At 52.9% G+C, this 24,375-nt stretch carries 19 protein-coding genes; 12 read left to right on the top strand and 7 right to left on the bottom strand.

The window, feature by feature from the left end:
- Positions 1-63 precede the first annotated feature (63 nt).
- Together tagH and ACTNE6_RS10045 are read right to left on the bottom strand one after the other, a co-directional pair.
- Positions 64-1,698, bottom strand: coding sequence for a type VI secretion system-associated FHA domain protein TagH (gene tagH / locus ACTNE6_RS10050; protein ID WP_442499595.1), 1,635 nt, complete (start codon positions 1,696-1,698; stop codon positions 64-66).
- A 104-nt stretch (positions 1,699-1,802) separates the two neighbouring features.
- Positions 1,803-1,973 carry a hypothetical protein gene (locus ACTNE6_RS10045; protein ID WP_442499594.1) on the bottom strand — a complete coding sequence of 57 codons (171 nt, stop codon included), beginning with the start codon at positions 1,971-1,973 and terminating at the stop codon, positions 1,803-1,805.
- Between the two features lie 56 nt (positions 1,974-2,029).
- On the opposite strand from ACTNE6_RS10045, the gene tssJ reads away from it, so the two are divergent.
- Positions 2,030-2,548 carry a type VI secretion system lipoprotein TssJ gene (tssJ, locus tag ACTNE6_RS10040; RefSeq protein WP_434485303.1) on the top strand — a complete coding sequence of 173 codons (519 nt, stop codon included), beginning with the start codon at positions 2,030-2,032 and terminating at the stop codon, positions 2,546-2,548.
- A gap of 16 nt (positions 2,549-2,564) precedes the next feature.
- Here tssJ and ACTNE6_RS10035 read toward each other — a convergent pair whose 3' ends face one another.
- Positions 2,565-3,752: a glycosyltransferase gene (locus tag ACTNE6_RS10035; RefSeq protein WP_442499593.1), complete on the bottom strand. Its 1,188-nt coding sequence runs from the start codon at positions 3,750-3,752 to the stop codon at positions 2,565-2,567.
- A gap of 288 nt (positions 3,753-4,040) precedes the next feature.
- Between ACTNE6_RS10035 and ACTNE6_RS10030 the strand changes: the two genes are divergently transcribed.
- A complete protein-coding gene (locus ACTNE6_RS10030; RefSeq protein ID WP_442499592.1) occupies positions 4,041-6,833 on the top strand; it encodes a Calx-beta domain-containing protein in 2,793 nt (930 codons plus the stop codon).
- 740 nt (positions 6,834-7,573) lie between these two features.
- Complete coding sequence (locus ACTNE6_RS10025) at positions 7,574-7,954, top strand: hypothetical protein (protein WP_442499591.1); 381 nt, start codon at positions 7,574-7,576, stop codon at positions 7,952-7,954.
- A 74-nt stretch (positions 7,955-8,028) separates the two neighbouring features.
- Here the strand turns inward: ACTNE6_RS10025 and ACTNE6_RS10020 are convergent, their stop codons facing one another.
- The 4 genes from ACTNE6_RS10020 to ACTNE6_RS10005 form a co-directional block, all read right to left on the bottom strand.
- The gene (locus tag ACTNE6_RS10020; RefSeq protein WP_442499687.1) at positions 8,029-9,690 is read right to left on the bottom strand and encodes an ABC transporter ATP-binding protein/permease; all 1,662 of its coding nucleotides are present in this window, start codon (positions 9,688-9,690) and stop codon (positions 8,029-8,031) included.
- Positions 9,691-10,007: 317 nt separating this feature from the next.
- The gene (locus tag ACTNE6_RS10015; protein WP_442499590.1) at positions 10,008-11,606 is read right to left on the bottom strand and encodes a serine/threonine-protein kinase; all 1,599 of its coding nucleotides are present in this window, start codon (positions 11,604-11,606) and stop codon (positions 10,008-10,010) included.
- Positions 11,607-11,700: 94 nt separating this feature from the next.
- Positions 11,701-14,097 (bottom strand): caspase family protein, encoded by a 2,397-nt coding sequence (locus ACTNE6_RS10010; protein WP_442499589.1) that lies wholly within the window; start codon positions 14,095-14,097, stop codon positions 11,701-11,703.
- Between the two features lie 234 nt (positions 14,098-14,331).
- Entirely contained in the window at positions 14,332-15,174 is an 843-nt protein-coding gene (locus ACTNE6_RS10005) for a TOBE domain-containing protein (RefSeq protein ID WP_442499588.1), read from the bottom strand.
- Positions 15,175-15,793: 619 nt separating this feature from the next.
- Here ACTNE6_RS10005 and msrA point away from each other — a divergent pair.
- The 9 genes from msrA to msrB all read left to right on the top strand — a co-directional run bounded on the left by msrA (position 15,794) and on the right by msrB (position 24,308).
- Positions 15,794-16,480, top strand: coding sequence for a peptide-methionine (S)-S-oxide reductase MsrA (msrA, locus tag ACTNE6_RS10000; RefSeq protein ID WP_442499587.1), 687 nt, complete (start codon positions 15,794-15,796; stop codon positions 16,478-16,480).
- A gap of 170 nt (positions 16,481-16,650) precedes the next feature.
- Positions 16,651-17,853 (top strand): NAD-dependent formate dehydrogenase, encoded by a 1,203-nt coding sequence (locus tag ACTNE6_RS09995; protein WP_442499586.1) that lies wholly within the window; start codon positions 16,651-16,653, stop codon positions 17,851-17,853.
- A 367-nt stretch (positions 17,854-18,220) separates the two neighbouring features.
- Positions 18,221-18,664, top strand: coding sequence for a cyanase (gene cynS, locus ACTNE6_RS09990; protein WP_442499585.1), 444 nt, complete (start codon positions 18,221-18,223; stop codon positions 18,662-18,664).
- Positions 18,665-19,019: 355 nt separating this feature from the next.
- Positions 19,020-20,525, top strand: a complete 1,506-nt coding sequence (locus ACTNE6_RS09985; protein WP_442499584.1) for an alginate export family protein — start codon at positions 19,020-19,022, stop codon at positions 20,523-20,525.
- Between the two features lie 99 nt (positions 20,526-20,624).
- Positions 20,625-21,395 (top strand): molybdate ABC transporter substrate-binding protein, encoded by a 771-nt coding sequence (gene modA, locus ACTNE6_RS09980; protein ID WP_442499583.1) that lies wholly within the window; start codon positions 20,625-20,627, stop codon positions 21,393-21,395.
- 16 nt (positions 21,396-21,411) lie between these two features.
- Positions 21,412-22,098 (top strand): molybdate ABC transporter permease subunit, encoded by a 687-nt coding sequence (gene modB / locus ACTNE6_RS09975; RefSeq protein WP_442499582.1) that lies wholly within the window; start codon positions 21,412-21,414, stop codon positions 22,096-22,098.
- Positions 22,095-23,174, top strand: a complete 1,080-nt coding sequence (modC, locus tag ACTNE6_RS09970) for a molybdenum ABC transporter ATP-binding protein (protein WP_442499581.1) — start codon at positions 22,095-22,097, stop codon at positions 23,172-23,174. Before modB ends, modC begins: the two co-directional genes overlap by 4 nt.
- A gap of 26 nt (positions 23,175-23,200) precedes the next feature.
- Positions 23,201-23,629: a TOBE domain-containing protein gene (locus tag ACTNE6_RS09965; RefSeq protein ID WP_442499580.1), complete on the top strand. Its 429-nt coding sequence runs from the start codon at positions 23,201-23,203 to the stop codon at positions 23,627-23,629.
- Positions 23,630-23,786: 157 nt separating this feature from the next.
- On the top strand, positions 23,787-24,308 hold the full coding sequence (gene msrB / locus ACTNE6_RS09960; RefSeq protein ID WP_442499579.1) for a peptide-methionine (R)-S-oxide reductase MsrB: 522 nt from the start codon (positions 23,787-23,789) through the stop codon (positions 24,306-24,308).
- Positions 24,309-24,375: the final 67 nt, after the last annotated feature.

The following is a 24,375-nucleotide window of genomic DNA, read 5'->3' as shown; positions in this document are numbered from 1 at the left end:
GTGCCCCCCGCACTGAACTGCAAATATCATACCCAAAAAGCCTGAATTTGGAATATTGTTATTTTATTTGTCTGTCCGTAGATTGCTCAACTGCTTCATTTGTTTTTCATAGGCTTCGGCAAAAGCATCTCCGAAAAAATCCTCCATCGCCTGCTCGACCACGCGCGGATAGAGAGCGCTGTATTTGTCCCAGCATTTTGATTTTTTCTGCAGAACCAGCCCTTCCTCATACTGTTTTTCAATCAGCTTCGGATCGAACTGCCTTAAAATTTGCGCCAGCGATGCTTGAATGCCGGCCTGCATGGCCATCTGATGACTCATGATATCGTTGAAGCCTTCATCAATCGCCTCGACCGGCTCCTTGAAACCGCCCTGCCCGTTTTTGACCAGATGCGTCAGCGCATCCTCGGTCGTCACGGCAAATTTTAGCGGATTGTTATTCGTTGTTTTAATGGTCGTCATACTGACGCGGAACTGGCTCTTAAACTCTGCACGGCTTCTCAATACCGCCACGGTGCCTTCGACCAGCTTTCTGAACATCAAGCCGATCCTGTGCATGGTTTCCGGCGCGGCTTGCGCTTGCAGCGCCTTGTCTTCGAGCCCGGCGCCCTGTAAAAATGCGTTAAACAGCGCATTCGAAGCCACGGTTTGATTAATGGGCTGAGCCTGTACCGGAGCGGCCGGCGCCTCCGGTATCGGAGTCACGGCAACCGGAACCGCATCATTCAACGTCGGCATTTCCAGTTCCGGCTCTTTACCGACCGCACCATCATCGGGCATCAGTTCAGTTTCCAGCAGCAATTCCTGTTCAACCGGTTCAAATCCCTGAAAGCCGAAATCCGCCGCAACCGGTACCGAGTCGATGGATACAGGCGTGTCCGGCTCCAGTAATTTGCTGTTTGCCTGCTCGGGCGCCGGTTCTGCTTCTGCCGTTACCGGCGGCAAATCTTGTACAACCTCCGGTTCGAAACCCTGAAACCAACTGTGATCATCGGCCTGCGCATCTGTCCCGGTATTGAATAATTCCTCAAAATTAAAGTCATCGGGAATTTCATTGCCGCTTTGCGGATCCCCGGCCGGCGCAGGCGGAATGAAGCTGTCATGAATCGAGGAAATATTGGCCTGCATAAGCCCTTCGAAACCCGGCTGACCTTTGTCATGATCGGGATTCAGCAATGCGTCATGGGCCGGAAAAGGCGCGGCATCAGTATCGCGAAGAAACGCATCCAGATGGGGATCGCCATGAGATGAACTATTAAAGATGTCGTCCGCCGATGCAAAAGGACTAGGTGCGTAAACAGGACTTTTGGCGGCAGGAACAGCCTCAAAAGGCGAAGCGAACAGATCAGGCCCCAAGGCGAAATCGTCCGGTTGCTGCTCCGGCGTAATCGAAACCAGGATTTCATATTCGCCTATCCTCAGGCGCATACCGTCGATCAAGGTCTGGGTACCGTCATTAAGCGGCGGCTCCTGGTCGTCGATGTAGGTGCCGCTCAAACTGGAATCCCTGATCAGATAATGGCCGTTCTCGAACGAGATGGAGGCATGACGTCTGGACACAAACTTTTCAGGGTCAGGCAGGACCAGGGTATTTTCGTCGGCACGGCCGATTGTTCCTCCATGCCTGTCAAAAACAGCTTCTGTGCCGGCATTAAAGGGTTGCCCCTTGAGTGATATTATTTTTAGCAATAGCGACATATCCACCCTACTTTATTATTGCTTCCATTTTATAAAATCTTTAACCGTAAATGATTAAAGAACTCCTTTTGAGTATTAATATACATCGTGAATTGTGAATATTTCTAATTTTTCGAACCGACCCGATTGAAGCTGCCCGTCATCGGCCATTGAAAAGACAGCTTGCGCTCATCAATATCACTCAGCAAAATCTTGCGGGCCTGTCGCTTTATCGCTAGAATCGGGCGCGTTTTACTCTTTATTTTTCCGTTCGTAAGCATTGCAAATTCATCCACTTTGTAATCAGGGCGGACTTCAATCGAACTGTTCATTATGGATTTGAGGTTTAATCGTGTTTAGCACCAACAGTTTCATGCGCGCTAATGCGCTGCCCGGCCTGATTATCTGCAGTATGCTCGCTTTAAGCGGATGCAGTTTATTCCAGGATGATGCCCCGCCCTCTGCTGCAACATCAGCCCCTGCGCCGGTTCCCTTCACGGTTGAACTTAAACTTGCAGCCGGCAGCGATCTGAATCCGGACATCGAAGGCAGGGCATCGCCGCTGGTGGTGCGCATCTACCAGCTCGAAAGCATTTCAGCTTTCAATAACAGCGACTTCTTTGCCTTATATGAGAACGATCAGGCTCTGATCGGCAAGGACATCAAATACCGCGAAGAGCTGGAAGTCAGGCCAGGGCAGAAAATCAGCAATAAACACGAACGGCAAGCGGGCGCCCGTTATATAGCCGTGCTTGCGGCCTTTCGCGATCTCGACCAGGCGCAATGGAAAGCCTTTGTTGAAATGAAGCCGGGTCAGAATGAAGCGTTCAACGTCAATCTCGGCAAAACCAGCGTCAGCATTAGCCGTTAACGGGTAAGCCTTGATTTCAACGCATCAGCGCCTCGCAGCGATCGACGATGCGGACAGCCTGTTCTTCGGGAGCAAACGCGGCGTATTTATCGGCAAATTTCTCTGCCGTTTTGGTATATTTGCCATTGGATAAAATCTCCATAGCCGCGGCACGATAATTCGGCTTTTTCATCTCCGGCGGTATGCATACGCCGGCGCCGAGCATGGCGATATTTCTTGCCGTGATTGACTGTTCCAAATGCACCGGCAGCATCAGCAAAGGTTTGCCGGACAACAGCATGGCCGCCGCAGTGCCGGCTCCGGCGTGGCAAATGACTAACCCACACTGCGCCGCTTGCCGCATATCCACCGGTTGCGCTGAAATGTGCAGATTGGCGCCGCTGTATTTTTGAATGAATGCCGGGGTCGTGCCCGGTATATGCGCGAAAACCGACCAGGACGAAGATCGCAATTGCTGCAGCAACGGCTCCAAGCCGGCATAGTCCTTGGTCAGATAAGCGAAGATACGCTTATCGCCCACGGAAGGCCACACGGGCCTATCCCCTTCCGAATAAGAAAAAGCCGGTCCCCAATAGACGCCTTGCTTGCGCCCCTGATAATGATCGAGTTCCGGCAACGTGCAGAGAAAATCCTCCTCCGCCTCGAACAAATCCGCCAGAACAGCCAGAGGCTGGCCGCCGAGCTGATTCACAACCGAATTTATCGTCGCCACGATCTGTGTCTCGCTGTTCAGCAATTCTTTCTCGGACACATGCAATCCGGGCCGTATAGCGGGCATTGGGCTGAGCCTTGGCGGCGAATAAAAACCGGTGCCGAACAAGGCGCGCGGGATCTTCAGTTCGCGGGCGGCCAGCAGCGCAGTCGGCGCATGATCGAACAGCAGCAGATCCGGTCTCAAGCACGCTATCGTCGCTTTCCAGGCCTGCGTTCTCGCCAATAGCCCTGCCGCTTCACGAAAGCCCGCATTGCGCAGAATCCCGGCATAATTCAACGCGGGCGGCATAGCGGCATTGCCGGGCCAGCGCATCGGCGCCTGAAGATAGGCAAACCCGTACTTGCCGAGCAACGTATGGGCATGTTCAAGATTCTTGAGCACAAAAACAACCTCGTGCCCGCGCTGCTGAAATTGTCTGGCTACGGAAAGAAAAGCGCCGATATGGCCATACCCTCCGCCGAGTTCCCAGACATAGACTATTTTGCTCATGACCTTAAAACCGGGAAAATAATGGCAGCCAAAAAACGCTAATTTTTAATAACATATCTTTATTTCTTGAAGCAATTTGGAAAGATGCTGGCGACGATCCTGCACAGGCGGATATTCAGTAATCATCGTTAATTCATGGATAGTGTTTATTCAATTGCCAGGATTATATAAGTCATGCTCAGCATTCAGGATTCTGTTAATATTATATTCACCAGCGATAAATAAAAAACACTAACGCTGCCGGCGGCCAGGCATATCCGCCCGTCATTTTTGAGGAGCTAAATCATTATGCAATTACCCTTGGCACATCCCAGGCATCCTTCAGTTCACCCTGAAAAATCACCTTTTCGAAATACCGTCTTTCAGACGCCGCGGTTATATGGTTCCAAGCCGATATTATTGACAGCCTTGAGCATGATGGCTCTGACGCCGATTTCCGCTGATGCCTGGATATTGGACTTTACCCCTAATTCCTATACTGTTGATGAGGCAGCTGGCACGGCGCAGATAGGCATCACCATTACGCAGGAAGCGAACGATTATGGCGGATGCAGTCTGTCGGGCAGGGTTGTTCCCATTGGCGGGTCGGCAATTGAAAATACCGATTTTGCATTGAGTGACGGGTTTGCTGTTCAGACCGACTTTAACTTTACCGGGGGGCAAACAACGTACTCAACGACTGTAAACCTCAATATTATCGATGATACCTTGCCGGAAAGCTCCGAAGACATTCAACTGGGCCTCCAGAATCTAAGCTGTAATGTTGAGGAAGTCATCTCCAGCAATGCCACTGCCGCCGTCAACATCACCGATAACGACAACTCCGGCACTGTGAGTCTTGATAATGCCTCTTACAGCATTAGCGAAAGCGGCGGCAGCATCACCATCACCGCCACGCGTGCAAACGGCTCCGACACCCCTGTTTCGGTTAATTTTTCCACGGCAAACGGGTCGGCGGTTGCCGGCCAGGATTTTGACGCCGTATCCGGCACGTTGAACTGGGATAACGGCGAATCCGGCACCAAATCCATTGTCATTCCAATACGGCCTGATTCAGCTGTGGAGCAAGACGAAACGCTGACTTTGACCCTGAGCAATCCCAGCGCCGGCCTCAGCCTGGGCACCAGCAGCGCAACCGTGACAATTCTCGACGATGACAGCGCCGGCATCGTCAATCTCGACAGCGCAACTTACAGCGTCAATGAAAGTGCCGGCCATGTCACCGTATCGGCCACCCGCTCAAACGGCGCCAGCGGCAACGTAACGGTTGACTTTAGCGCTAATAACGGCACCGCAATCGCCGGCCAGGATTTCGAAGCCGTAGCCGGCACATTAAGCTGGGCCGACGGCGAATCCGGCATCAAGTCCATCGACATCCCGATCAATGCCGATGCCTTAACAGAACCGAATGAAACCTTTACCGTCGATCTGAGCAACCCTACGAACGCTCTGACATTAGGCACCAGCCAATCGACGGTCACGATAGCCGACCAAACGGCACCGGCGACGACGGGATTCAGCATCGCGCAGGAAACGGTCACGGAAGGCAATGCGGTAACGGTAACAGTGGAAAGAACCGGGGGCACTAATGGCGAGGTGCGCGTTGATTACGTCACGTTAAACCGGTCAGCGCTCGCCGGCAGCGACTATACCAAAAAGTCAGGCACGCTGATCTGGAGCGACGGCGATGCCAGCCCGAAAACAATCACGATCGAAACCACGGCCGACAGCGATACGACTGAGCAAAATGAATTGTTTTCAATCCGCTTGTCCAATCCGGTAGGCGCGACGCTCAGCAGCATTGACGCAGTCGATATAACAATAACCAATACCACGCCGTCGCTGAGCGACATCGACAACCTTACCCCCAACCAAAGATCGGTAGCCGAAGCGCTGGACCAGTCATGCGCGGCAGCGACTGGCGAATTCAAGCAACGTTGCGATGAGCTGTACCTGTCTGGGATGAGTAACGATGAAAAAAGGCAGGTTCTCGATGCCATCGTTCCTGAGCAAATCGCCGCACAGGGATCAGCCGCCGTCGATTTCGGCTCGCAGCAGCTGCAGATCATCCATGGCCGCATCATCGAGGTAAGAAACAGGCGAAATAACGGCGGCCTGTCCGTGCTTGGCTTCAACATGAATGTCGATGGCGAAAACGTGGCGTTAGGCAGAATGGCGCAGAACGCCTTAAACAACGCCTTGGGAGGAGCCGCCGGGGATGAGCCGTTAAGGGACAGCCCGCTGGGCTTCTTCCTGAAAGGCCAGATCAAGATCGGCGATAAAAACAAAACCCGCAATGAAAAAGGCTTCGACCTTGAAACCAAGGGTATCATGCTGGGTGTCGATTATCAGTTCACTGACGCCTTGATCATGGGTATGGCGGCCGGTTATGGGCACACCAATACGGATTTCAACAGCAACGGCGGCGATATGACCACGCAGTCAGGCGACTTTTCCGTCTACGGCAGCTACTTTCTGCCCCAGGACTTCTATGTCGACTGGGTTGCGAGCTACGCCATCCATGGTTACGAAATGAACCGGCGCATCGCCTATCCGGGCATGATCACCACCGCAGCCAGCAATCCGGAAGGCGACCAGTACGGCGGCAGCGTGGGAGTTGGCAAGGATATTTACATAGGCAGTTTCTTTGTCAGCCCTTATCTTCGCGGCGAATATATAGAGACCACGATAGACCAATACACCGAACAGGGTGGCGCCGGCTTTGCCCTGAACGTGGCGGACCAGTCCATTTCGTCGCTGACATCGACGCTGGGCAGCCAGTTCAGCCAGTCGATCAGCATGCCCTGGGGCATTCTCGCGCCGGGCGCCCGCTTCGAATGGGTGCACCAATTTGAAGACAGTGCGCGCGCCATTCAGTCCCAGTTTGTCAGCGCGCCGGCCGGCTTGGGTTATTTCACGACGCTGACCGACAGCCCTGATCGGGATTACTTCAACCTCGGCGCTTCAATTGCCGCCACCCTGCCTGAAGGCCGGTCGGCGTTTTTCCGCTATGAAACGCGCCTGGGGCAAGCCAATATTTCCAATCATATTCTGGAACTGGGTGTCAGGATTCCTTTTTAGGAAAGCTTACAAAGGAATTCCACCGGCACAGCCGGTGGAATTCCCTATCGCTTCATCCACAATATCTGCTCTTTCAATGCCGGCGTAATGCGCCGAATGGCCGAAGCCAACATGCGGCGCAATACGGCTAGCGCCTATTGCGCCCTATGAATTGCGCCTTATCAACTTGGCTATTAGTTTTAGCGATCGGCAACAATGTGCCAAAAACGGTCTTTCAAGAACTATTAGTGAAGGTCAGATGAAACTTTGAAAACAGTCATTCAACGTTTGTATTCACCGGCCTGCGGGACTTTTCGCGCAGGGTTAGACGGCAATGCATCTAGGCTCCGGCCTATACTGCAAGCGGCAAGTCGATGAAGCCTTAAGCAACGGTTATTGCCGCGATAGTTGTCAAAACGTAGGCAGCTAGCAGCATGACCCATTGAGCCCAGGCCCAAACGAGAAACTATATCATAGGCTTGGAGATAATGCTGGAATGAAGGAAAGGCGCATGGACAGGTCTGAGAGATGGCTCTCTTATGAACGAATGTTGTCTTTATTGATCAGATTGATTATAGATAGAGAGATTGATTATGAGGACCTGGATAATCTGCCAATATCAAAGCCTATTGGATGGAATCGTCTTTTTTTAATGATGAAGAAGAACTGCCCAACATGGAATAGTTGGCAAGGGATTTGAGTAAAATTAAGATTGGCAATTTGTATCCGGTGAGATGACAAATCATTTCAAGGAGACAAAAATGAACACAAAGATAATTAATGCTGCTATCGCTTCTTTAGAAGTGTCCTCGAGTATAAGAAAAATATACTTACAGAAAGGGGCAGCTATAGCTGGACATCTATTGTTGGGATTCATCAAATTTTCAATGATATCTGCACCCTTTTTATCTATGGTGATAATGATCCTCGCCTTATGGGGAGTTGTAGGAAAGACAACCTATACCGATCTTGATGCCATACAGAAAAAAGACATCGCGTTTGATACCAAAGAGGCTAAAAATTACCTGGTCAACGAGACAAAAAATATTAAGCAATGTTCTGAGGAATTGAAGAATCCAGACATTAGACCGGAAAGAGAAAAACTGAAGCCAAGTAAAGTAGATTGGGAACATATTGTTTAAACCTTTGAGCTTGCGTTAGTCTTTTCTGAAAAGACTTAATCTTTCAACGGTTTTATCGGTAATCTCAGTGCTTTCTAAATCCTGAGCTTGCGTTGGTAAAAAGCCTGGGTGGACGGCTGATGAGTAATCGTCAGAATGCCTGCATGAGGTAGCTCGTGGGCCAATAATTTAAGCATCTTCTCTTCGTCATTAGGGGGCAACGAGTCGAGGGCTTCCTGAATGAAGAGCCATTGCGGCCGATGCAATAATGCGCGAACAATACCTAAATACTGCTGCTGTTCATTTGACAACACGTCTTCCCAAGCGTCGACCTGATCTAATTGGTTGATCAGGGCTTTTTGACCCACCTGCTCGAGCTTTTTTTCTACTTCGGCCTGGTCAAACGCTGTCTTGGGTTTGGGGTAGCAAATGGCATCAAATAACGACTTTGCTGGAAGGTAGGGCTTTGGCGGCATAAAGAATATCGACTGACCAGACGGTACTTCAATCTGGCCGGATCCCCATGGCCATAAACCGGCAATCGCTTTAAATAGCTTGGGGCCATTGTTGGCTCGATCAGAAATCAGCACATGCTCCCCCGCTTTGATTTCACCATTGAAAACGATTGAAAGCTTTTCTCCTTTCAGGTCTTCCAGCCTGACGTTATTAAACGTTAGCGCCGAAACATTGGCTTCATTCACATGAATCTGATGTGGATTCGGCGGTAAAATTTCATGCTCCAGATGATCAAGGGCATTCATGAGCCCTAAGACCCGCTCGACCGATGTTCGCCATTTGGCGACCTGGGCCATGTTATCGACCGGCCACGACAAAGCGGAAACCATGTGCTGAAAGGCCTGGACGGACTGAATCAAGATACCCAATGAAATTGCACCGGCTATATAACGCGGCGATGCAACTAAAATCGGCAAGGCCATGGATGCGACTGAGTAGCCGGACGTAAATAACTGAATCCGAATCCAGGCGCTTGTTTGTTCGGCATAGGACCCGATAATCGCTCGAAACGAATCAAGCAGCCGCTCTTGTTCGTTAGCCTCGCCTCGAATCAATGCAATGACTCGAGAATTATTCTGAATATCGATCAGATTGTGCCGGAAATTAGCTTCTCTGGTTTGTCTTGTGTGAGTGGCCGATGTCATCGGTTTCCCCATCCACCAGCCTAAAATCGAAGCGCAGATTGAGTAGCTGATCGATATCCAGACCAGGTACCCCATCACCGGAATCGAAACGTTTCCGAACTCAAATACAACTTTTCCGGAAATGCCCCAAAGAATTTGGCTAAAGCTCGCCAACATCAATAAACAGTAAAACAATGAGTGACTTAGCGCTATAGCGTCTTCGGTCGCAATACGAATATCTTCCGCGATGCGGCCGTCCGGATTGTCATGATCACTTTGGGATAATAAAGTGATCTGATAATGGCGGCCTTGTTGTATCCACTTGGCAATGACTTTTTCGGTTAGCCAGGTCCGCCACCCAATCAATAAGCGCCGTTTGACGATTAAATGGACTGTGGCGATCGCTATGCTACCCATGAAGATCAGAATTAATATGACGGCCTGGGCTTTTACGCCAGCCATTGATCGCTGTTCAATGGCATCAAAAAGAGCGGCATTCCATTGAGTAATATAGACGGCCAGTTCAATCTGCATCACTGTCAGTACAATCATCAGGACAGTTTCTGTCCATATTATGAGGCTGTTTTTGGATTTCCAGTAAGAGCCGGCCAATTTCATAAATGTAATAAAAAAATTTTTTTTATGATTCATTTATGGTTATCTCCCGAGACGTAACTCTATTTAGAGATTGCCTCTATCCTATCATCTTATATTGACGAGCAAATCATAACTTGAAATTGAATTTGGGGCCGGTCAAGTTTATGTATAACGCCTAGCATGACAGCATACAACAAGGGATACGGCACTAATCCGCCGATCAAGCCACTGTGGTGAAAGGTCGAGTTGGGTCGTTTTTTGCCGGTCAATCTGCTTCTTCTGCGCTCCTCTTTTTGGAAAAAAGCAAAGGAATTCCATCGGCATGGCCGGTAAAACTCCTATCGCTTCATCTGCAATATCTTCTCTTTCAATGCCAACAGACTTTCTCTTTTAGGCAGCGCTTCCAGCCCTTCTTCAATTTTTGCCAAGCTTTCATCGAGTTTTTGCTGATCAAACAGCTCGTTAGCCTGCTTTTCAATCAGGTCGGCGATCTTCTCCAGCCCCTGCAAGGCCTCCTTGTTGTAGGGATCGATGGCCAGCACCTGACGGTAAGCCCATAAAGCGTTGCTGCCGGATGGCGCGGTGATGTAGCCGACTTCAAAATGGATTTGCGCCAGTTCGAGCAGGTCCTTGATCTGAAGTTGCTGCTCCGGAGTCAGTTCAACGACTTCAGGCACGGCATCCATATTCTGGTAAATATAGACATAACCGCCCGCCGCCGCGATTAAAGCCACAATCGCAGCAGCGCCAAGGACTTTCGGCCAGGGCGATTTGGGCTCTATTTCATCAAGAAATTGCGTGATGGAAGCCGTTCTCTGCTCTCTTTTCAACGCCAGGGCGTGCGTCAGGGCGTTCCATTGCCGGCGTTTCAAGCCCGGAATGACCGGCGGCTGAAGATTGACCTCCAGCGCCTTCTGGGCGGACAGCTTGCCGAAAGGATGCTTGCCGGCCAGCAGTTCATAGCTGACGCAGGCCAGCGCATAAATATCGTCGCGCGGATCGGGATCTTGGTTTTCAAACATTTCCAGACTGGCGTAAGCCGGCGTCAGTGCCCCTAGGTCGCGGGCATTGAAAACCGTATCGTCATGGCCCTGGCGGTCCGACCTTACGGCCGCGCAGGCGATGCCGAAATCCAGCACTTTGACTTCGCCGCCGTCAGTAATAAAGACATTGCCCGGTTTAAAGTCCGAATGAACGATGTTCTTTTTGTGGGCGTAACCCAATGCCAACGCCAGTCCTTTAATGATCGGCCAGGCTTTATCGAAGGGAATGCCGCCTTGCGGAGCGATTTCACGGATATATTGAGAAAGCGACTTGCCTTCCAGTATTTCCATGACCATGAAAATGTTGCGGCCGTCGCGGTCGAAATCATAGACGCTGACGATGTTGGGATGGGCCAGCATCTGGGATTTCTTCGTTTCGCGCTGGAGCGCGATGAACAGTTCCGGATCATCCCTGAATTCTTCGTTTAACACTTTTAACGCAACGTCGGTCTGCTGGTCCTGCGCTTCCTGGCGACGTAAATCGGTCGCCCTAAACACAGTACCCATGCCGCCGCTGCCGAGCACTTCCTTGAGCACGAAGCGCTTGTTCAGTATCGATCCCGTTTTCAGCGCTTCGGATTTCTCTTCCTTACGAAGCTCCTTGAAAGTTGCGGTAGCCTGAACAGCGGCATCAGCATCAGCCGCAACCGGCCTTTTTGCCGGCTGAGTCAGAACGGTGGCATCATCGTCAACCATAGCTGGCTTTTTCGCCGGCCGGGCTAGAACAGTAGCATCGTCGACCGCAACCGGCTTTTTCGTCGGCTGGGCCAGAACGGTGGCGTCAGCATCCTGCTCAGGCGTGCGCGTTAATGCGCCTGCCTCATCCGATGGCTGGCGCATGGTTCTTGTCGGCGCGATTTGCGTAGCATCATCGGCTAGATCGTCTGCATTCATTGTATTTCTCTATATCCAAAAAACAGTACGAATACCCTAAAGGCACAAGTGAATTCGCACCTACAACTTACTTTATCTAACAATGCCTGTCTTCTCAGCTCCTTGGTACGAAAAAGAACGGGCTACCTTCATGCCCTGCATGCTGCATGGCGGAATATTGCGGACTTTGCTGAAAGCCGATCTGTGACGCGGATTGCTTGACTTTGCCGGAGAGGATTCTGTACAGCTCATAATCCTCGAGCAGACCGGTATTGGAGCCCAACGCCCTCAGAAACGCATTGGCAAATACCGAATGGCCGCCGCTGCCTGAATCCAGCACCGGCTTGACGCCGCCTGACGTCATGACGGTTCTGGCCTTGCGGTTGTTCATGAATTTCAGCCATTTTTCACGTTTTTCTTCGGGCATTTCATCCGGCAGGCGCACGATGGACGTTTCAGTCATGGCGCCGGAATAACATGAATCGGCAATGACCAGAATATGTTTCGCCGGCAGAATGCTCAAATACTGCGTGATATTATGGCTGGACAGCCAGTTGGCGTTATTGTCCGGTTCAGCATCGGACGGCAGCCAATAGGCGCTCTGGTCGTTTTTATCGATCTCGCCGTGACCGGCATAGTAAATCAGCAGATTGTCCTTATCCGTCAGCACCTTTCTCAGATCGTTGAAAGCGGTCATGATCTGATGCCGGCTGGCGTTGACCAACAGCGTGGTTTTATAGCCGTAGCGCGTCCGCAGCATTTCATCGACCGCTTTGGCGTCATTGATCGATGTTTTCAGCGTCGGCAATTGTTTATAGTCGTTATTGCCGATAATCAAGGCGTAAAACCGGCCGAAATCAACGGATGGATAGGATTTTGAGCTGGCTTTGACCGGCAAGGTTTTTTCATCGGCAACTGTCTCCTGATTTTTAGCCAGCAGATTGAAAGTGACGATGCTGCGTTTGCCCTGTTTATCGACTGCTACGATCTTGACCGGCGTCAGAGCGCTTTCGATAGCGATGTCGGTGCGGAATGTGCCGTCGGCGTCGACCGGCGTGTCTTGCTCATTGATCTGCAGTGTTTTCAGGCTGTCTGCGGCGCCGACCTTGCCGACGATTTTCTTGCTGCGGTCAATGGATCTTAATTGATAGCTGGGTACGCCGCGGGTCAGCGTCATCGGCGGATCGATGATATCGATGACCGGACCGTTTTGCGCCAGCGCCTGGGATGAAGTAGCCTCAAGGCTTGCCAACGCCTGCCGCTCCTGCTCGATCGTCTTTTTCAATTCCTTGATCTGCAGTCCCTGAGCCAACAGCTCGCTCTTATCCTGCTTGAGTTTGCCGCGCAATTTTTCCAGCGCAAGCTTTTCCTGTGTGGAGCCCGTCTCGGATGCCTTGCCTTCAAGCGCGCTCATATCGCTTTTGATGCGGATAGAAGTATTGTGATACTCCGCTTCCAGCGATTTCAATTGTTCCTGCAGTTGCTCCAGTTTTTGCCTGGACTGTGCCGTCTGCTGCTGGCGGCCTGATTCATTTGCCGCACCGGATGCATCGCCCCCAGCCTTGGCTTGCTGCTGTTCTTTATGGAATTGGGTTTCAAGCTGAGAGACTCTGGTTTGCTGGGCATTCAGGCTGGATAATTTCTCTTCCAGGTCTTTTTCCAGAGAGTGGATCAGGGCGTCATTGCGATTGGATTTTCCGCGTTCCTGTTCCAGTTTGTCACGCGTATTGTCGAGCTGTCTGCGCAGATCCGACAGTTTGCGCTGCTGGCTGGACAATTGCTGCCGGGTCTCATCCAGTTCCTTGCGCAGGCTCTTGGCTTCTTCCGCATGGCTTTGCGACTCCTGGCGCAGTTCCTCCAGTTGCTCCTTATAGGTATTGGCCACGGCCGCTTCGGTTACCGAGGCAAACTGCAGATCCGAGTTTGCCAGGCCTGATGCCTTGCGGTACCAGTTCAATGCGGTCGGAATGTCTTTCTTTACGCCCAGGCCTTTCTCATAAAGATAGCCGAGGTTGACTTGGGCTCTGGAATTGCCCTGCTCGGCCGCTTTTAAATACCATTGCGCAGCCAGTGCGGGATCGGCCATTCCGCCCAGGCCTTTTTCATAAATCTCGCCCAGCGTCACCTGCGCCTCCGCGTCGCCCTGTTGCGCCTGCGGCAGCCATACTTTCAAAGCCGATGCGAAATTAGCGCGATCGTAAGCCACATATTCGCCGCCGCGAATTTCGCATTCGCCGGCTGTCGTTCTGATGGGGCGACGGCTGGAAATGTAGGTCATTTGGGTGCCGAGCTTGCGGACCTGGCCTGGCAGCAAACAATCGACGACGAAAAGCTTGTCGGTATCTTTCGGCGAAAAGCCTTCCGTCGCGCTGGAATTGTTGAGATCGGTACCGGGGTCGGTTTGGCAGCCGATCAGCACGGTAAAGGATAAACACAGAAAAAAATACTTGGGCCTTGCAGTCCAGGTAAAACGGGCTGTGGAAGAAGCTGTTATTCTTCTTTTAGAAATCATTATTAAATACCCCCCGCATTATTAGCGATGACTCGCATGAATTATAAAATCTTGGCAAGATTGTATCTCATGTGGCTTGCTAATAATATGGCTGAACTTCATGGCCCAAACCGCAGCACATCCTTGCTGCCGCATTCTTTGCCGATTCCGGAAGCTATAAGCTTGTGGGGGCGACTTCAGTCGCTCTATTCCGTTCTCAGACCGAGATTTTCTTATCGTTTCCAGGCAGAAACCTTACTGGGCTGGTGGATGAGATTCTTCAAGCGCCGCCACGGCGAGCATCACGGCATTGCTTTTAAACACGGCATTGACCGGCATATCGCATTTCAGCCCCAGGGATTCGGCGCTGGCTTGGGTTATCGTGGCGATAAGACTGTCTCCGCCAGGCAACCGGAGCGCGACCTGCAATTCAACGCCGTCCCGCTGCAAGCGAATCACTCTGCTTGGCAGACAGTTGCGCGCCGAGAATTGTTGATGGCCGAAATCGGTAACGATGCCAATCTCCGGGGCATTGATCAGCAACAGCACATCCTTGCCAATGTTGAGTTCAAGCCGGTCAAGCGTTGACAAACTCAAGTCAGCGACAATCTGTTCACCGCCTTTTAATTCGACGATCACTTCGGCATTAATGGCACCGGGCTGAATGCGGGTGATCGTACCGAACAATTGGTTAGTGGCGCTGGTTTTGATGGTCAACGGTTTAAGCAGCAGTAGCATCTCGGGATCGTCCACCAGATTCTGATTGAGTTGCAGCAAGAACTGCCGATGCTGCTGCTCCAGCCGGGTAAACAGCTGCAGCAGCGCCTGGCCGGAGACAGTCAGCCGAGTACCGCCGCCCTTGCTGCCGCCGGTCGTCGTGGCGATCAACACTTTAGGAGCGAGATTGTTGGCGCGTTCTATCATCTGCCAGGCGCCCTTGTAACTTAAGCCCACCTGCTTGGCGGCCTGATTGATGGAACCGCTTTCATCGATAGCCTTCAGCAAGCCGATCATGCGGCTGTCCAGTATGCCGGCCAGCCGCAGTTCGCCTTCGATCCAGGCGGTAGAAAAATCGTCGCGGTTTGAGTTGTTGGTCATCGTCGTGTTGGTTGCCTCGAAAGGGTTGGATAGCCCACTTTTCATTCGGATGGAAACGGATAAGTCTTGTTCTTACACAGCCATCATGCCAATGCGGGCGAAAGTCCGCGATTATAAGTCATTCATGGCCTGGAACGTGCGCAAGAACCATTCCTCATTCCATGGGCAACTAACAGGAATCACTTTCCGACAAGGAAACCATCACAGCCGAGGATATTGCGCACAATAATCGTAACGATGCCGCTTCGGCCTTGAATCTGCTGCCTGGCATCTCGGTGCAAAACCTGGGCGCGCGCAACGAGCGCCTGATTTACCTCTGTGGCTTCAACTTCCGGCAGGTGCCGCTGTTCATATGAGCCTGTTTGAAATGCAGCAGAAAGTCGCCGCCCTGCCGTTGCTTCCGGAACTGTCGAGGGAAATCGGCCTGATCGCCATGAACGATTAAACCGCAGGGCCCCCATATGCTTGCCCATTCTCCGAGGCATCATGTTTTTTGATAACTCCGCCGAGTAAACAATTTCACCGGCAACCGCAACGAATATCGATTCCATACGATCAAACAATATACACGGAGCTGAGCTGCTCCAATTACGCAACCAAATTTATGAAGGACATATTTGTGAACAGATGGCATCAAGCATTTTGGTCTTTACCTATGATAGGCGTTTTAGTGATCGCAACTGGCGTATTGCTGAGTTCTTCCGTGCTTGCGGGCAAAAGCGTCAACCCTTCCCTGAATAAAGCGGCTGTTGGCTCTGACACCCCTTATATCGTCCTGGGGATGGGGTGTTTCTGGGGCGCGGAAAAACGCATGCAAACCCTGGGTGGCGTATTGGATGTTGAATCCGGCTATGCCGGGGGCGATATCGCCCATCCCAGCTACGAGACGCTCCACAATACCGAAAAATCCATACAGGAAGGCAAAGCCGTCAAAAACCATGCGGAAGTGGTCAAAGTCTATTACGACCCCAAGCAGACCACGCTTGAACGGGTCCTGATTCAGTTTTGGGAAAACCACAACCCCACCCAGAGCAATCGCCAGGGCAACGATGTAGGCAGCAATTACCGCAGCGCCATCTTTTATCGTACCGATGAAGAACGGCAACTGGCGGAGAAAACACGAGACATCTATCAAACCAATTTAAAAGTGACCGGCATCACCAAGCCCATTACCACTGAAATTGCCCCGCTGAAAAACTATACGTCCGCCGAAGCGTATCATCAGGATTATCTGAAAAAAAATCCGCTGGGTTATTGCGGCTTGGGCGGGACCGGAGTGGCCTATCGCGATTCGAAACGGCAATAACGATTCGATTCATCGATAACCGCGAGTTATCAAGCCATATCTTCAAACGATTAGGCGCCCGTCACCCGTAAAGCGGACAATATTGTCATCTGGCCAGGATAAACCCCGGTCCCGATCAATCAAAGATCAGGACCGATCTTCAAAATTCAACTCATAATGGAGATGGAAAAATGGCTAAAATTATTTTTGTTCTTTACGATGATCCGATCGACGGTTATCCGACTTCCTACGCACGGGATGACTGCCCGCAGCCAGAGCGTTATCCGGACGGGCAAACCCTGCCGACGCCCAAGGCCATTGACTTCAAGCCCGGCGCCCTGCTTGGCAGCGTGTCCGGCGAACTGGGCCTGCGCAAGTATCTGGAATCAAACGGCCATCAATTTATCGTCACCTCCAGCAAGGACGGCGCCGACAGCGTCCTGGACCGCGAACTGCACGATGCCGACATTGTGATTTCGCAGCCGTTCTGGCCGGCTTACATGACCGCCGAACGCATCGCCAAGGCGAAAAATCTCAAGATGATCGTGACGGCCGGCATCGGCTCTGACCATACTGACCTGCAGGCGGCGATGGAGCGCGGCATTACTGTCGCCGAAGTCACTTACTGCAACAGCAACAGCGTCGCCGAGCATGTGGTGATGGTGACGCTCGCGCTGGTGCGCAACTATATCCCGTCCTACAACTGGGTGATCAAAGGCGGCTGGAATATCGCCGACTGCGTGGCGCGCTCCTACGACCTGGAAGCGATGCAAGTCGGTACTGTGGCTGCCGGCCGTATCGGCCTGCGCGTACTGCGCCTGCTCAAACCTTTCGGTGTGAAACTGCATTATATGGATCGCCATCGCCTGCCGGAATCGGTCGAACAGGAACTCGATGTGACCTATCACACCAGCCTGGACAGCCTGACCAAAGTGTGCGACGTCGTGACCCTGAATTGTCCGCTGCATCCTGAAACCGAGCACATGATCAACGAGCAGACGCTGAAGAATTTCAAACGCGGCGCTTACCTGATCAATACGGCGCGCGGCAAACTGTGCGATCGCGACGCCATCGTCCGCGCCCTGGAAAGCGGTCAATTGGCGGGTTATGCCGGCGATGTCTGGTTTCCTCAGCCGGCGCCGAACGACCATCCGTGGCGCACGATGCCGCATCACGGCATGACGCCGCACATTTCAGGCACCAGCCTGTCGGCGCAGACGCGCTATGCAGCCGGCGTGCGCGAGATACTGGAATGCTACTTCGAGGGCCGGCCCATCCGCAACGAGTATCTGGTGGTTCAAGGCGGCCAGCTGGCGGGCGTAGGCGCGCATTCCTACAGCAAAGGCGACGCCACCGGCGGCTCGGAAGAAGCGGCTAAATTCAGGAAGAATTGATAACCGTCGTTTGACCTGAAAGCGGGATGCGGCGGCCAATGCCTGCATCCCTTTAACCAACTTGGGGAAGGGCTTAACCTGTGGCGCTCGGAAATAGAACAAAAAATAGCGGCAAAGCCCTTCCGCCAAGCCTTTTCCTGTCCTGCATGAAGCGAGCCATTCACTGACCGACAGGGCGCCAGAGGCATTCATAAATCCGGTAGGGTACGCACCGCGTACCTTTTGGGATGGCATTCACCGGAACCGTTGGAAAAGGTACGCAATGCGTACCCTGTATTTCTTGTCAACAGGTTAATGAAGAAGTCCTCATGAATCGCCATCTATCCGTACCACTCATACGCATTTTTTCACAGATCAGGAGAATCCAATGAACAGAATCAACGTTACCGAGAAAATCATTGCCGCCAAAGTCAGCCGGGGGCTGAAATGGGCTGACGTCGCGGCAAAGGTCGGTCTGAGCAAGGAATGGGTCACGGCCGCCTGCCTCGGCCAGATGACGCTCACGAAAGCTCAGGCCGACGTGGTGGGAGAATTGTTCGATCTGGCCGAGGAAGAGAGACAATGGCTGACGGTTGTGCCTTACAAAGGTTCATTGCCCACCGCCATCCCGGCCGATCCGCTGATCTACCGCTTCCACGAATTGATCAATGTGTATGGGACGACCTTCAAGGAACTGATCCATGAAGAGTTCGGCGACGGCATCATGAGCGCCATCGACTTCAAGATGGATCTGACCCGCGAACCCGACCCTAATGGCGACCGCGTCAAGATCACGATGTCAGGAAAATTTCTGCCTTATAAAACCTACTGAAGCGCCCTTCTCCCTGGAAATCAAACCGCCGCCCTCCCGCCTTTCGGCCGAAAGAGTGTATCCGCTTGCATCCCGATGTCGATTTCTATGCTCCTTGTAGGCATCGCTTCCACAGGGGCTAGTAAATGTTTGAAACCCGACATTATTCGCTTTCCGGCTCAACAACAATAACCGATATGACTCAATGACATGTGTCATCTCAATAGCCGGCACATTATTTGCTTGGAAATCACTATCGCTATATACTTACATATATAACGAATCAAGCTAGAGCGATGTTTATTTTTTGGGGGGTCTCAAAGTAAGCGTTGCGATATAAGTTTCGTACTTACAATAATAATTATCAGGTTTGACCATGCAAAGAAAACATACTACCGGCATGACTGCCGCCGGCCATACACTCAGCTTGATTATCGCCGGCGGCATTTATATGGGGAGCAGCAGTCCCATTCAGGCGGAGACAGAAAAGAAAAGCTACACTCAGCCGCCTTTTGCCCCGTTTTCCAGCCAGATGCACGATGCGCTGAACGGTTTCGGCAAATACGAGAAGCCGGTCTGGAATCTGCACGATGCCCTGAATCTGCCGGATTGGCTGTCGGTATCGCTGGAGCAGCGCACCCGCTACGAAACCCTGGACGGCAGTTTTAAAGCCAACAGCCAGGGCGGCGACCAGCAAATTCCGATGCAGATCGACCTGTCGCTGGAAGCGCGCTTCGGCCACTGGCGAATCGGCGGCGAATTTCTCGATGCGCGGCAATTCGACGCGGATGAAGGCTCCGGCATCAACAACACCCATGTCGATGAAGCCGATTTTATCCAGGGCTATCTGGCCTGGGCCGATCAGAACGTGCTTTACAGCGGCCTGGGCGCGGAAGTCATCGCCGGCCGGCAGACTTTGAATTTCGGCAGCCGCCGCCTGATTGCCAGAAATAATATGCGCAACACCATCAACACTTTCGACGGTTTGCGGCTGCGCCTTCTCGACTACGGCAACTGGCAATTCAATGCCTTTGTCACCATGCCGGTCGGCCGTTATCCTAATAATTCGGCGCAGCTTCTCGACCATTTCCACAGTTTCGACGAGCCGGAATATCAGACCTGGTTCTCCGGCGGTTTTCTGGAAGTCTACGATCTGCCCTGGAAAACCAATGCCGAACTGTATCTGTACCATCTGGACGAAGGCGACCGCAAACGCAACCCCACCAGCAATCGCCGCTATTTCACGCCCGGCATGCGCCTTTACCGCAAGCCCGCCAAAGAGCAGTTCGATTTCGAACTGGAAGCCATCGGTCAGATTGGCACGGTGCGCTCCAGCAGAAACGCCTCCGACGGCAGGGACCTTCAGCATCGGGCTTGGTATCAGAATTTCAATGTCGGCTATACCTTCAATCTGCCGTGGTCCCCGCGCCTGGCGCTCGAATACGACTATGCCAGCGGTGACCGCGATCCGAACGACGGCAAGGACGGACGTTTCGACACCCTGTTCGGCGCGCGCCGTTTCCAGTACGGACCTACCGGCATCTACGGCACGTTCGCCCGCAGCAACGTCAACTCGCCGGGTTACCGGATCGGCATCAAGCCGCGCTCCGACGTGCAAGCCTTTCTAAGCCACCGGTTTTTCTGGCTGGCCGAGGACAAGGACGCCTGGACCGCCGCCAACTTGCAGGACACAACCGGCAATACCGGCACTTTTGTCGGCCATCAGCTGGAGTTGGCTGCGCGCTGGGATATCAACAGCAGCCTGAATCTGGAAACCGGCTGGGCGCATCTGTTCAAAGGCGAATTCGCCAAAAACGCGCCATCGGCGCCGGATGCCAGGGATCTTGATTATTTCTATGTGCAGAGTTTGTTCCGGTTTTAGTATCATGTCGCCCGTGCGACGCTTTGTTTACAGCCGGCGCTTGCCGGCAGGCGGAAGGAATGCCCCGCTTCAACAGCCTTTTTATCTTGGAGATAAGCCATGTCGTTTAATTGTTTAAAGAGCGTCCTGCTGACTTTGTGTCTGTTCTCTCTCAACGCGATCGCGCACGCCGAAACCACGTTGGTAGCGGTGGCATCCGATTTCACTAAACCGATGACCGAAATCGCCGCAGAGTTCGAAAAAGCCACCGGCCACAGCGCCAAACTGTCGTTCGGTTCTTCCGGCAAGGCATTTGCGCAGATCCAGAGCGGCGCGCCGTTCGAAGTGTATCTGTCAGCCAGCGAGAAATACCCGTTGGAATTGGAAAAATCCGGCCTTGCCGTGGCTGACAGTCGTTTCGTATACGCCATAGGCAAGCTGGTGCTCTGGTCGGCCAAGCCGGGATATGTTGACGATCAGGGCCATATCCTGACTAAGGGCGGCTTCCAGCACCTGGCGCTGGCCGATCCCAGCCATGCCCCTTACGGTGTGATAGCGGAAGAAGTGATGCGTCATCTGGGCGTGTTGGAAAAGCTGCGCCCTTTATTCGTGCAAGGCGAAAACATTTCCCAAACCTTTCAGTTCGTCAGCACCAGCAATGCCGAACTCGGCTTTGTCGGACTGGCGCAAGTCATCGATGTCGCAAGTGGAAAAATCGGCAGCGGTTCGGGCTGGATCATTCCGGATACGCTGCACAGCCCATTCCGGCAAACGGCAGTATTACTGAAAACCGGCGCCGAAAACCCGGCTGCCCTCGCTTTGGTGAATTTCCTCAAATCGCCAACAGCTTTGGCTATCATAGAAAAATACGGCTTCGGTTTGCCCAAGTGATGAACAAGGCAACTTTATGCTAACCCCCGCCGATATCACCACTCTGTGGCTGACTTTTAAAGTCGCCGGACTGGCGACCGTGCTGATGCTGATCCTGGGAACGCCGCTGGCCTGGTGGCTGGCGCGCACGGCGTCGCCCTGGAAAGGCGTCTGCAACGCCCTGGTGGCCTTGCCGCTAGTGCTGCCGCCGACCGTGCTGGGCTTTTATCTGTTGATACTGATGGGGCCAAGCGGTCCTATAGGCCAATTGACTACCCGATTGGGCCTTGGTACCTTGCCGTTCACCTTTAGCGGTCTGGTCGTGGCGTCAGTGCTGTATTCATTGCCGTTTGTGGTACAACCCTTGCAGGCTGCCTTCGCCGCCATCGGCGATCGGCCCCTGGAAGCCGCGGCCACGCTGCGCGCCGGTCCGCTGGATACTTTTTTCAATGTCGTGGTGCCTCTGGCCCGGCCCGGCTTTCTGACCGCCACGATCCTGGGTTTTGCGCATACGGTCGGCGAATTCGGCGTGGTGCTGATGGTGGGCGGCAATATTCCCGACAAGACGCGGGTCGTGTCGGTGCAGATCTACAATCATGTCGAAGCGCTGGAATACGCTCAGGCGCACTGGCTGGCCGGCGGCCTGCTGGCGTTTTCGTTCTCGGTATTGCTGTTGATGTACAGCGTGTTGAAAACCCACCCTGTCGCCCATCAACTCAAATGACCCAGACTATCAACGCCCGCTTTCTTCTCGATTACGTCGAATTTCAATTCGACGTCGATCTGTGCCTGCCCGGTTCGGGCATTACTGTGCTGTTCGGCCCGTCCGGTTCCGGCAAGACCACTTTGCTGCGCTGCATTGCCGGTCTGCAGCGCGCGCCTCAAGGCTTTCTGGAAATCAACGGCAAGATCTGGCAAGACAGCGAGCGCGGCGTGTTCGTGCCGACCCATAAACGGGCTCTGGGTTATGTATTTCAGGAGGCCAGCCTGTTTCCGCATCTGACCGTCGCAGACAACTTGCAGTTTGGCCGGGAACGGATCGGCAGAACACCGGACGCGGTCGATCTGCAACAGGTGATCGAATTGCTGGGCATCGGCCATCTATTGAACAGAATGCCCGAAGGGCTATCGGGCGGCGAGCGGCAACGCGTCGCCATCGCCCGGGCACTGGCCTTGAACCCCGAAGTGCTGCTGATGGACGAGCCGCTGGCGGCGCTGGATTCCCAGCGCAAGCAGGAAATACTGCCGTTTCTGATCCACCTGCATAGGGAACTCAACATTCCGGTGCTTTATGTCACGCATTCCCAGCAGGAAGTCGCGCAACTGGCCGACACTCTGGTGATTATGGCCGAAGGCCGGGCGCTTGCTTCGGGTCCGCTGGCGGAAACGCTGAGCCGCCTCGACGTGCCGCTGGCGCATGACCGGGAGGCGGCCACGGTCTGGCCTGTTACCGTCGTTGAACACGAAACCGATTACCATCTGACCCACGTTGCTTTTGCCGGCGGCACGCTTAGTCTGCCGTCCATTGATGCCGATGCCGGCACACAGCTGCGCGTGCAAATTTATGCCCGGGATGTTAGCATCTGTCTTGAGGCGCCAAACGCCACCAGCATTCTCAATGTCCTTCTCGCCACCATCACAGGCCTGGCCAATAGTCACGACGGCCAGACCGTGGTGCGCCTGCGGGTTGGCACTCAGGCATTGCTGGCGCACATCACCCGCAAATCGGCAATATTGCTGGATTTGCAGGTCGGCATGGGGGTTTATGTGCAGATCAAGGGCACCTCGATCTTGAATTAATCAATATTAAACAGGGAGTTTTTATCATGAAAGCAAGCGCACGCAATCAATTCAAAGGCACGGTCAAGGAAGTCATTATCGGCGCGGTCAATGCCGAAGTGCATGTCGGTCTGAACGGAGGCGCTACGATTGTCGCCTCGATCACCAAAGAATCAGCGGAAAACCTGGCAATCAAAACCGGCACGGAAGTCATTGCGCTGGTCAAGGCGCCGCAAATCATCATTGTCACCGATTTCGGCGGCTATCGGCTTTCCGCCCGCAATCAACTGTCCGGTACGATCACTCAAGTCAAGCCGGGCGCGGTCAATGCCGAAGTCGACATCGAATTAGCCGGCGGCGAACAGATTGCCGCCACCGTCACTAACGAAAGCGCTGAAACGCTGGGCTTGCGCAAAGGCCAGCCTGCAACCGTCGTATTCAAAGCCGGCGCGGTGATCCTGGGCGTTGCAAGCTAAGCGTTACCGATCTTTTCCGGGGATTGAACATCAGAACCGGCTGTTTCCCTTGCCTTTCTCTGTTCGCTCCCCGGCTTTACGTGAATTACCGGAAATAAACATTGTCTTAAGGCAATGCTTACGATAGCGGCTATGTGTAATTTTCCGGAGGTTTGCTATGAACAAAACCATTTTATTGCTGACTTTATCGCTATGGGCCGCCACAGCTTCAGCCTGGGATGCCCGCTCATTCGTGAAGCCCACGCAGGATGAGCTGAAAAAACGGCTAACGCCGCTGCAGTTTGACGTGACGCAGCATGAAGACACGGAGCGCGCGTTCGACAACGAGTACTGGAATAACAAGCAGCCCGGCATTTATGTTGATGTGGTTTCCGGCGAGCCTTTGTTCAGTTCGCAGGACAAATACGACTCAGGGACGGGCTGGCCGAGTTTTACCAGGCCGATCAGTATGGACAGCATTACGACCAAAATAGATCATGGTTTTTTCACGACACGCACCGAAATCCGCAGCCGCTTGGCCGACTCTCACTTGGGCCATGTCTTCGATGACGGCCCCAAAGAGGCAGGCGGCAAACGCTACTGCATGAATTCTGCCGCGCTGCGCTTCATTCCGGCCGACAAGCTCAAGGAAAGCGGCTATGGGGAATTTGTGCCATTATTTGAAAAAGGATCAAGGTAGCGATGCAATATCAAGTCCGAATGATATGCCACTGTCAAACTTGACTAACATCAAAACTTGATTATCG

It is taken from the genome of Methylobacter sp. sgz302048 (assembly GCF_052162025.1).
Classification (GTDB): Bacteria; Pseudomonadota; Gammaproteobacteria; order Methylococcales; family Methylomonadaceae; genus Methylobacter.
Note: the sequence above shows the minus strand (reverse complement) of the source record. Positions and strands in the feature narration are given on the sequence as shown.

Bases quoted from the DNA above. Each gene is read 5' to 3' on its own strand.
- tagH (WP_442499595.1), bottom strand. From the start codon at position 1,698: ATGTCGCTATTGCTAAAAATAATATCACTCAAGGGGCAACCCTTTAAT.
- ACTNE6_RS10035 (WP_442499593.1), bottom strand. From the start codon at position 3,752: ATGAGCAAAATAGTCTATGTCTGGGAACTCGGCGGAGGGTATGGCCAT.
- ACTNE6_RS10030 (WP_442499592.1), top strand. From the start codon at position 4,041: ATGCAATTACCCTTGGCACATCCCAGGCATCCTTCAGTTCACCCTGAA.
- ACTNE6_RS10025 (WP_442499591.1), top strand. From the start codon at position 7,574: ATGAACACAAAGATAATTAATGCTGCTATCGCTTCTTTAGAAGTGTCC.
- ACTNE6_RS10020 (WP_442499687.1), bottom strand. From the start codon at position 9,690: ATGAAATTGGCCGGCTCTTACTGGAAATCCAAAAACAGCCTCATAATA.
- ACTNE6_RS10015 (WP_442499590.1), bottom strand. From the start codon at position 11,606: ATGAATGCAGACGATCTAGCCGATGATGCTACGCAAATCGCGCCGACA.
- ACTNE6_RS10010 (WP_442499589.1), bottom strand. From the start codon at position 14,097: ATGATTTCTAAAAGAAGAATAACAGCTTCTTCCACAGCCCGTTTTACC.
- ACTNE6_RS10005 (WP_442499588.1), bottom strand. From the start codon at position 15,174: ATGACCAACAACTCAAACCGCGACGATTTTTCTACCGCCTGGATCGAA.
- ACTNE6_RS09995 (WP_442499586.1), top strand. From the start codon at position 16,651: ATGGCTAAAATTATTTTTGTTCTTTACGATGATCCGATCGACGGTTAT.
- cynS (WP_442499585.1), top strand. From the start codon at position 18,221: ATGAACAGAATCAACGTTACCGAGAAAATCATTGCCGCCAAAGTCAGC.
- ACTNE6_RS09985 (WP_442499584.1), top strand. From the start codon at position 19,020: ATGCAAAGAAAACATACTACCGGCATGACTGCCGCCGGCCATACACTC.
- modA (WP_442499583.1), top strand. From the start codon at position 20,625: ATGTCGTTTAATTGTTTAAAGAGCGTCCTGCTGACTTTGTGTCTGTTC.
- modB (WP_442499582.1), top strand. From the start codon at position 21,412: ATGCTAACCCCCGCCGATATCACCACTCTGTGGCTGACTTTTAAAGTC.
- modC (WP_442499581.1), top strand. From the start codon at position 22,095: ATGACCCAGACTATCAACGCCCGCTTTCTTCTCGATTACGTCGAATTT.
- ACTNE6_RS09965 (WP_442499580.1), top strand. From the start codon at position 23,201: ATGAAAGCAAGCGCACGCAATCAATTCAAAGGCACGGTCAAGGAAGTC.
- msrB (WP_442499579.1), top strand. From the start codon at position 23,787: ATGAACAAAACCATTTTATTGCTGACTTTATCGCTATGGGCCGCCACA.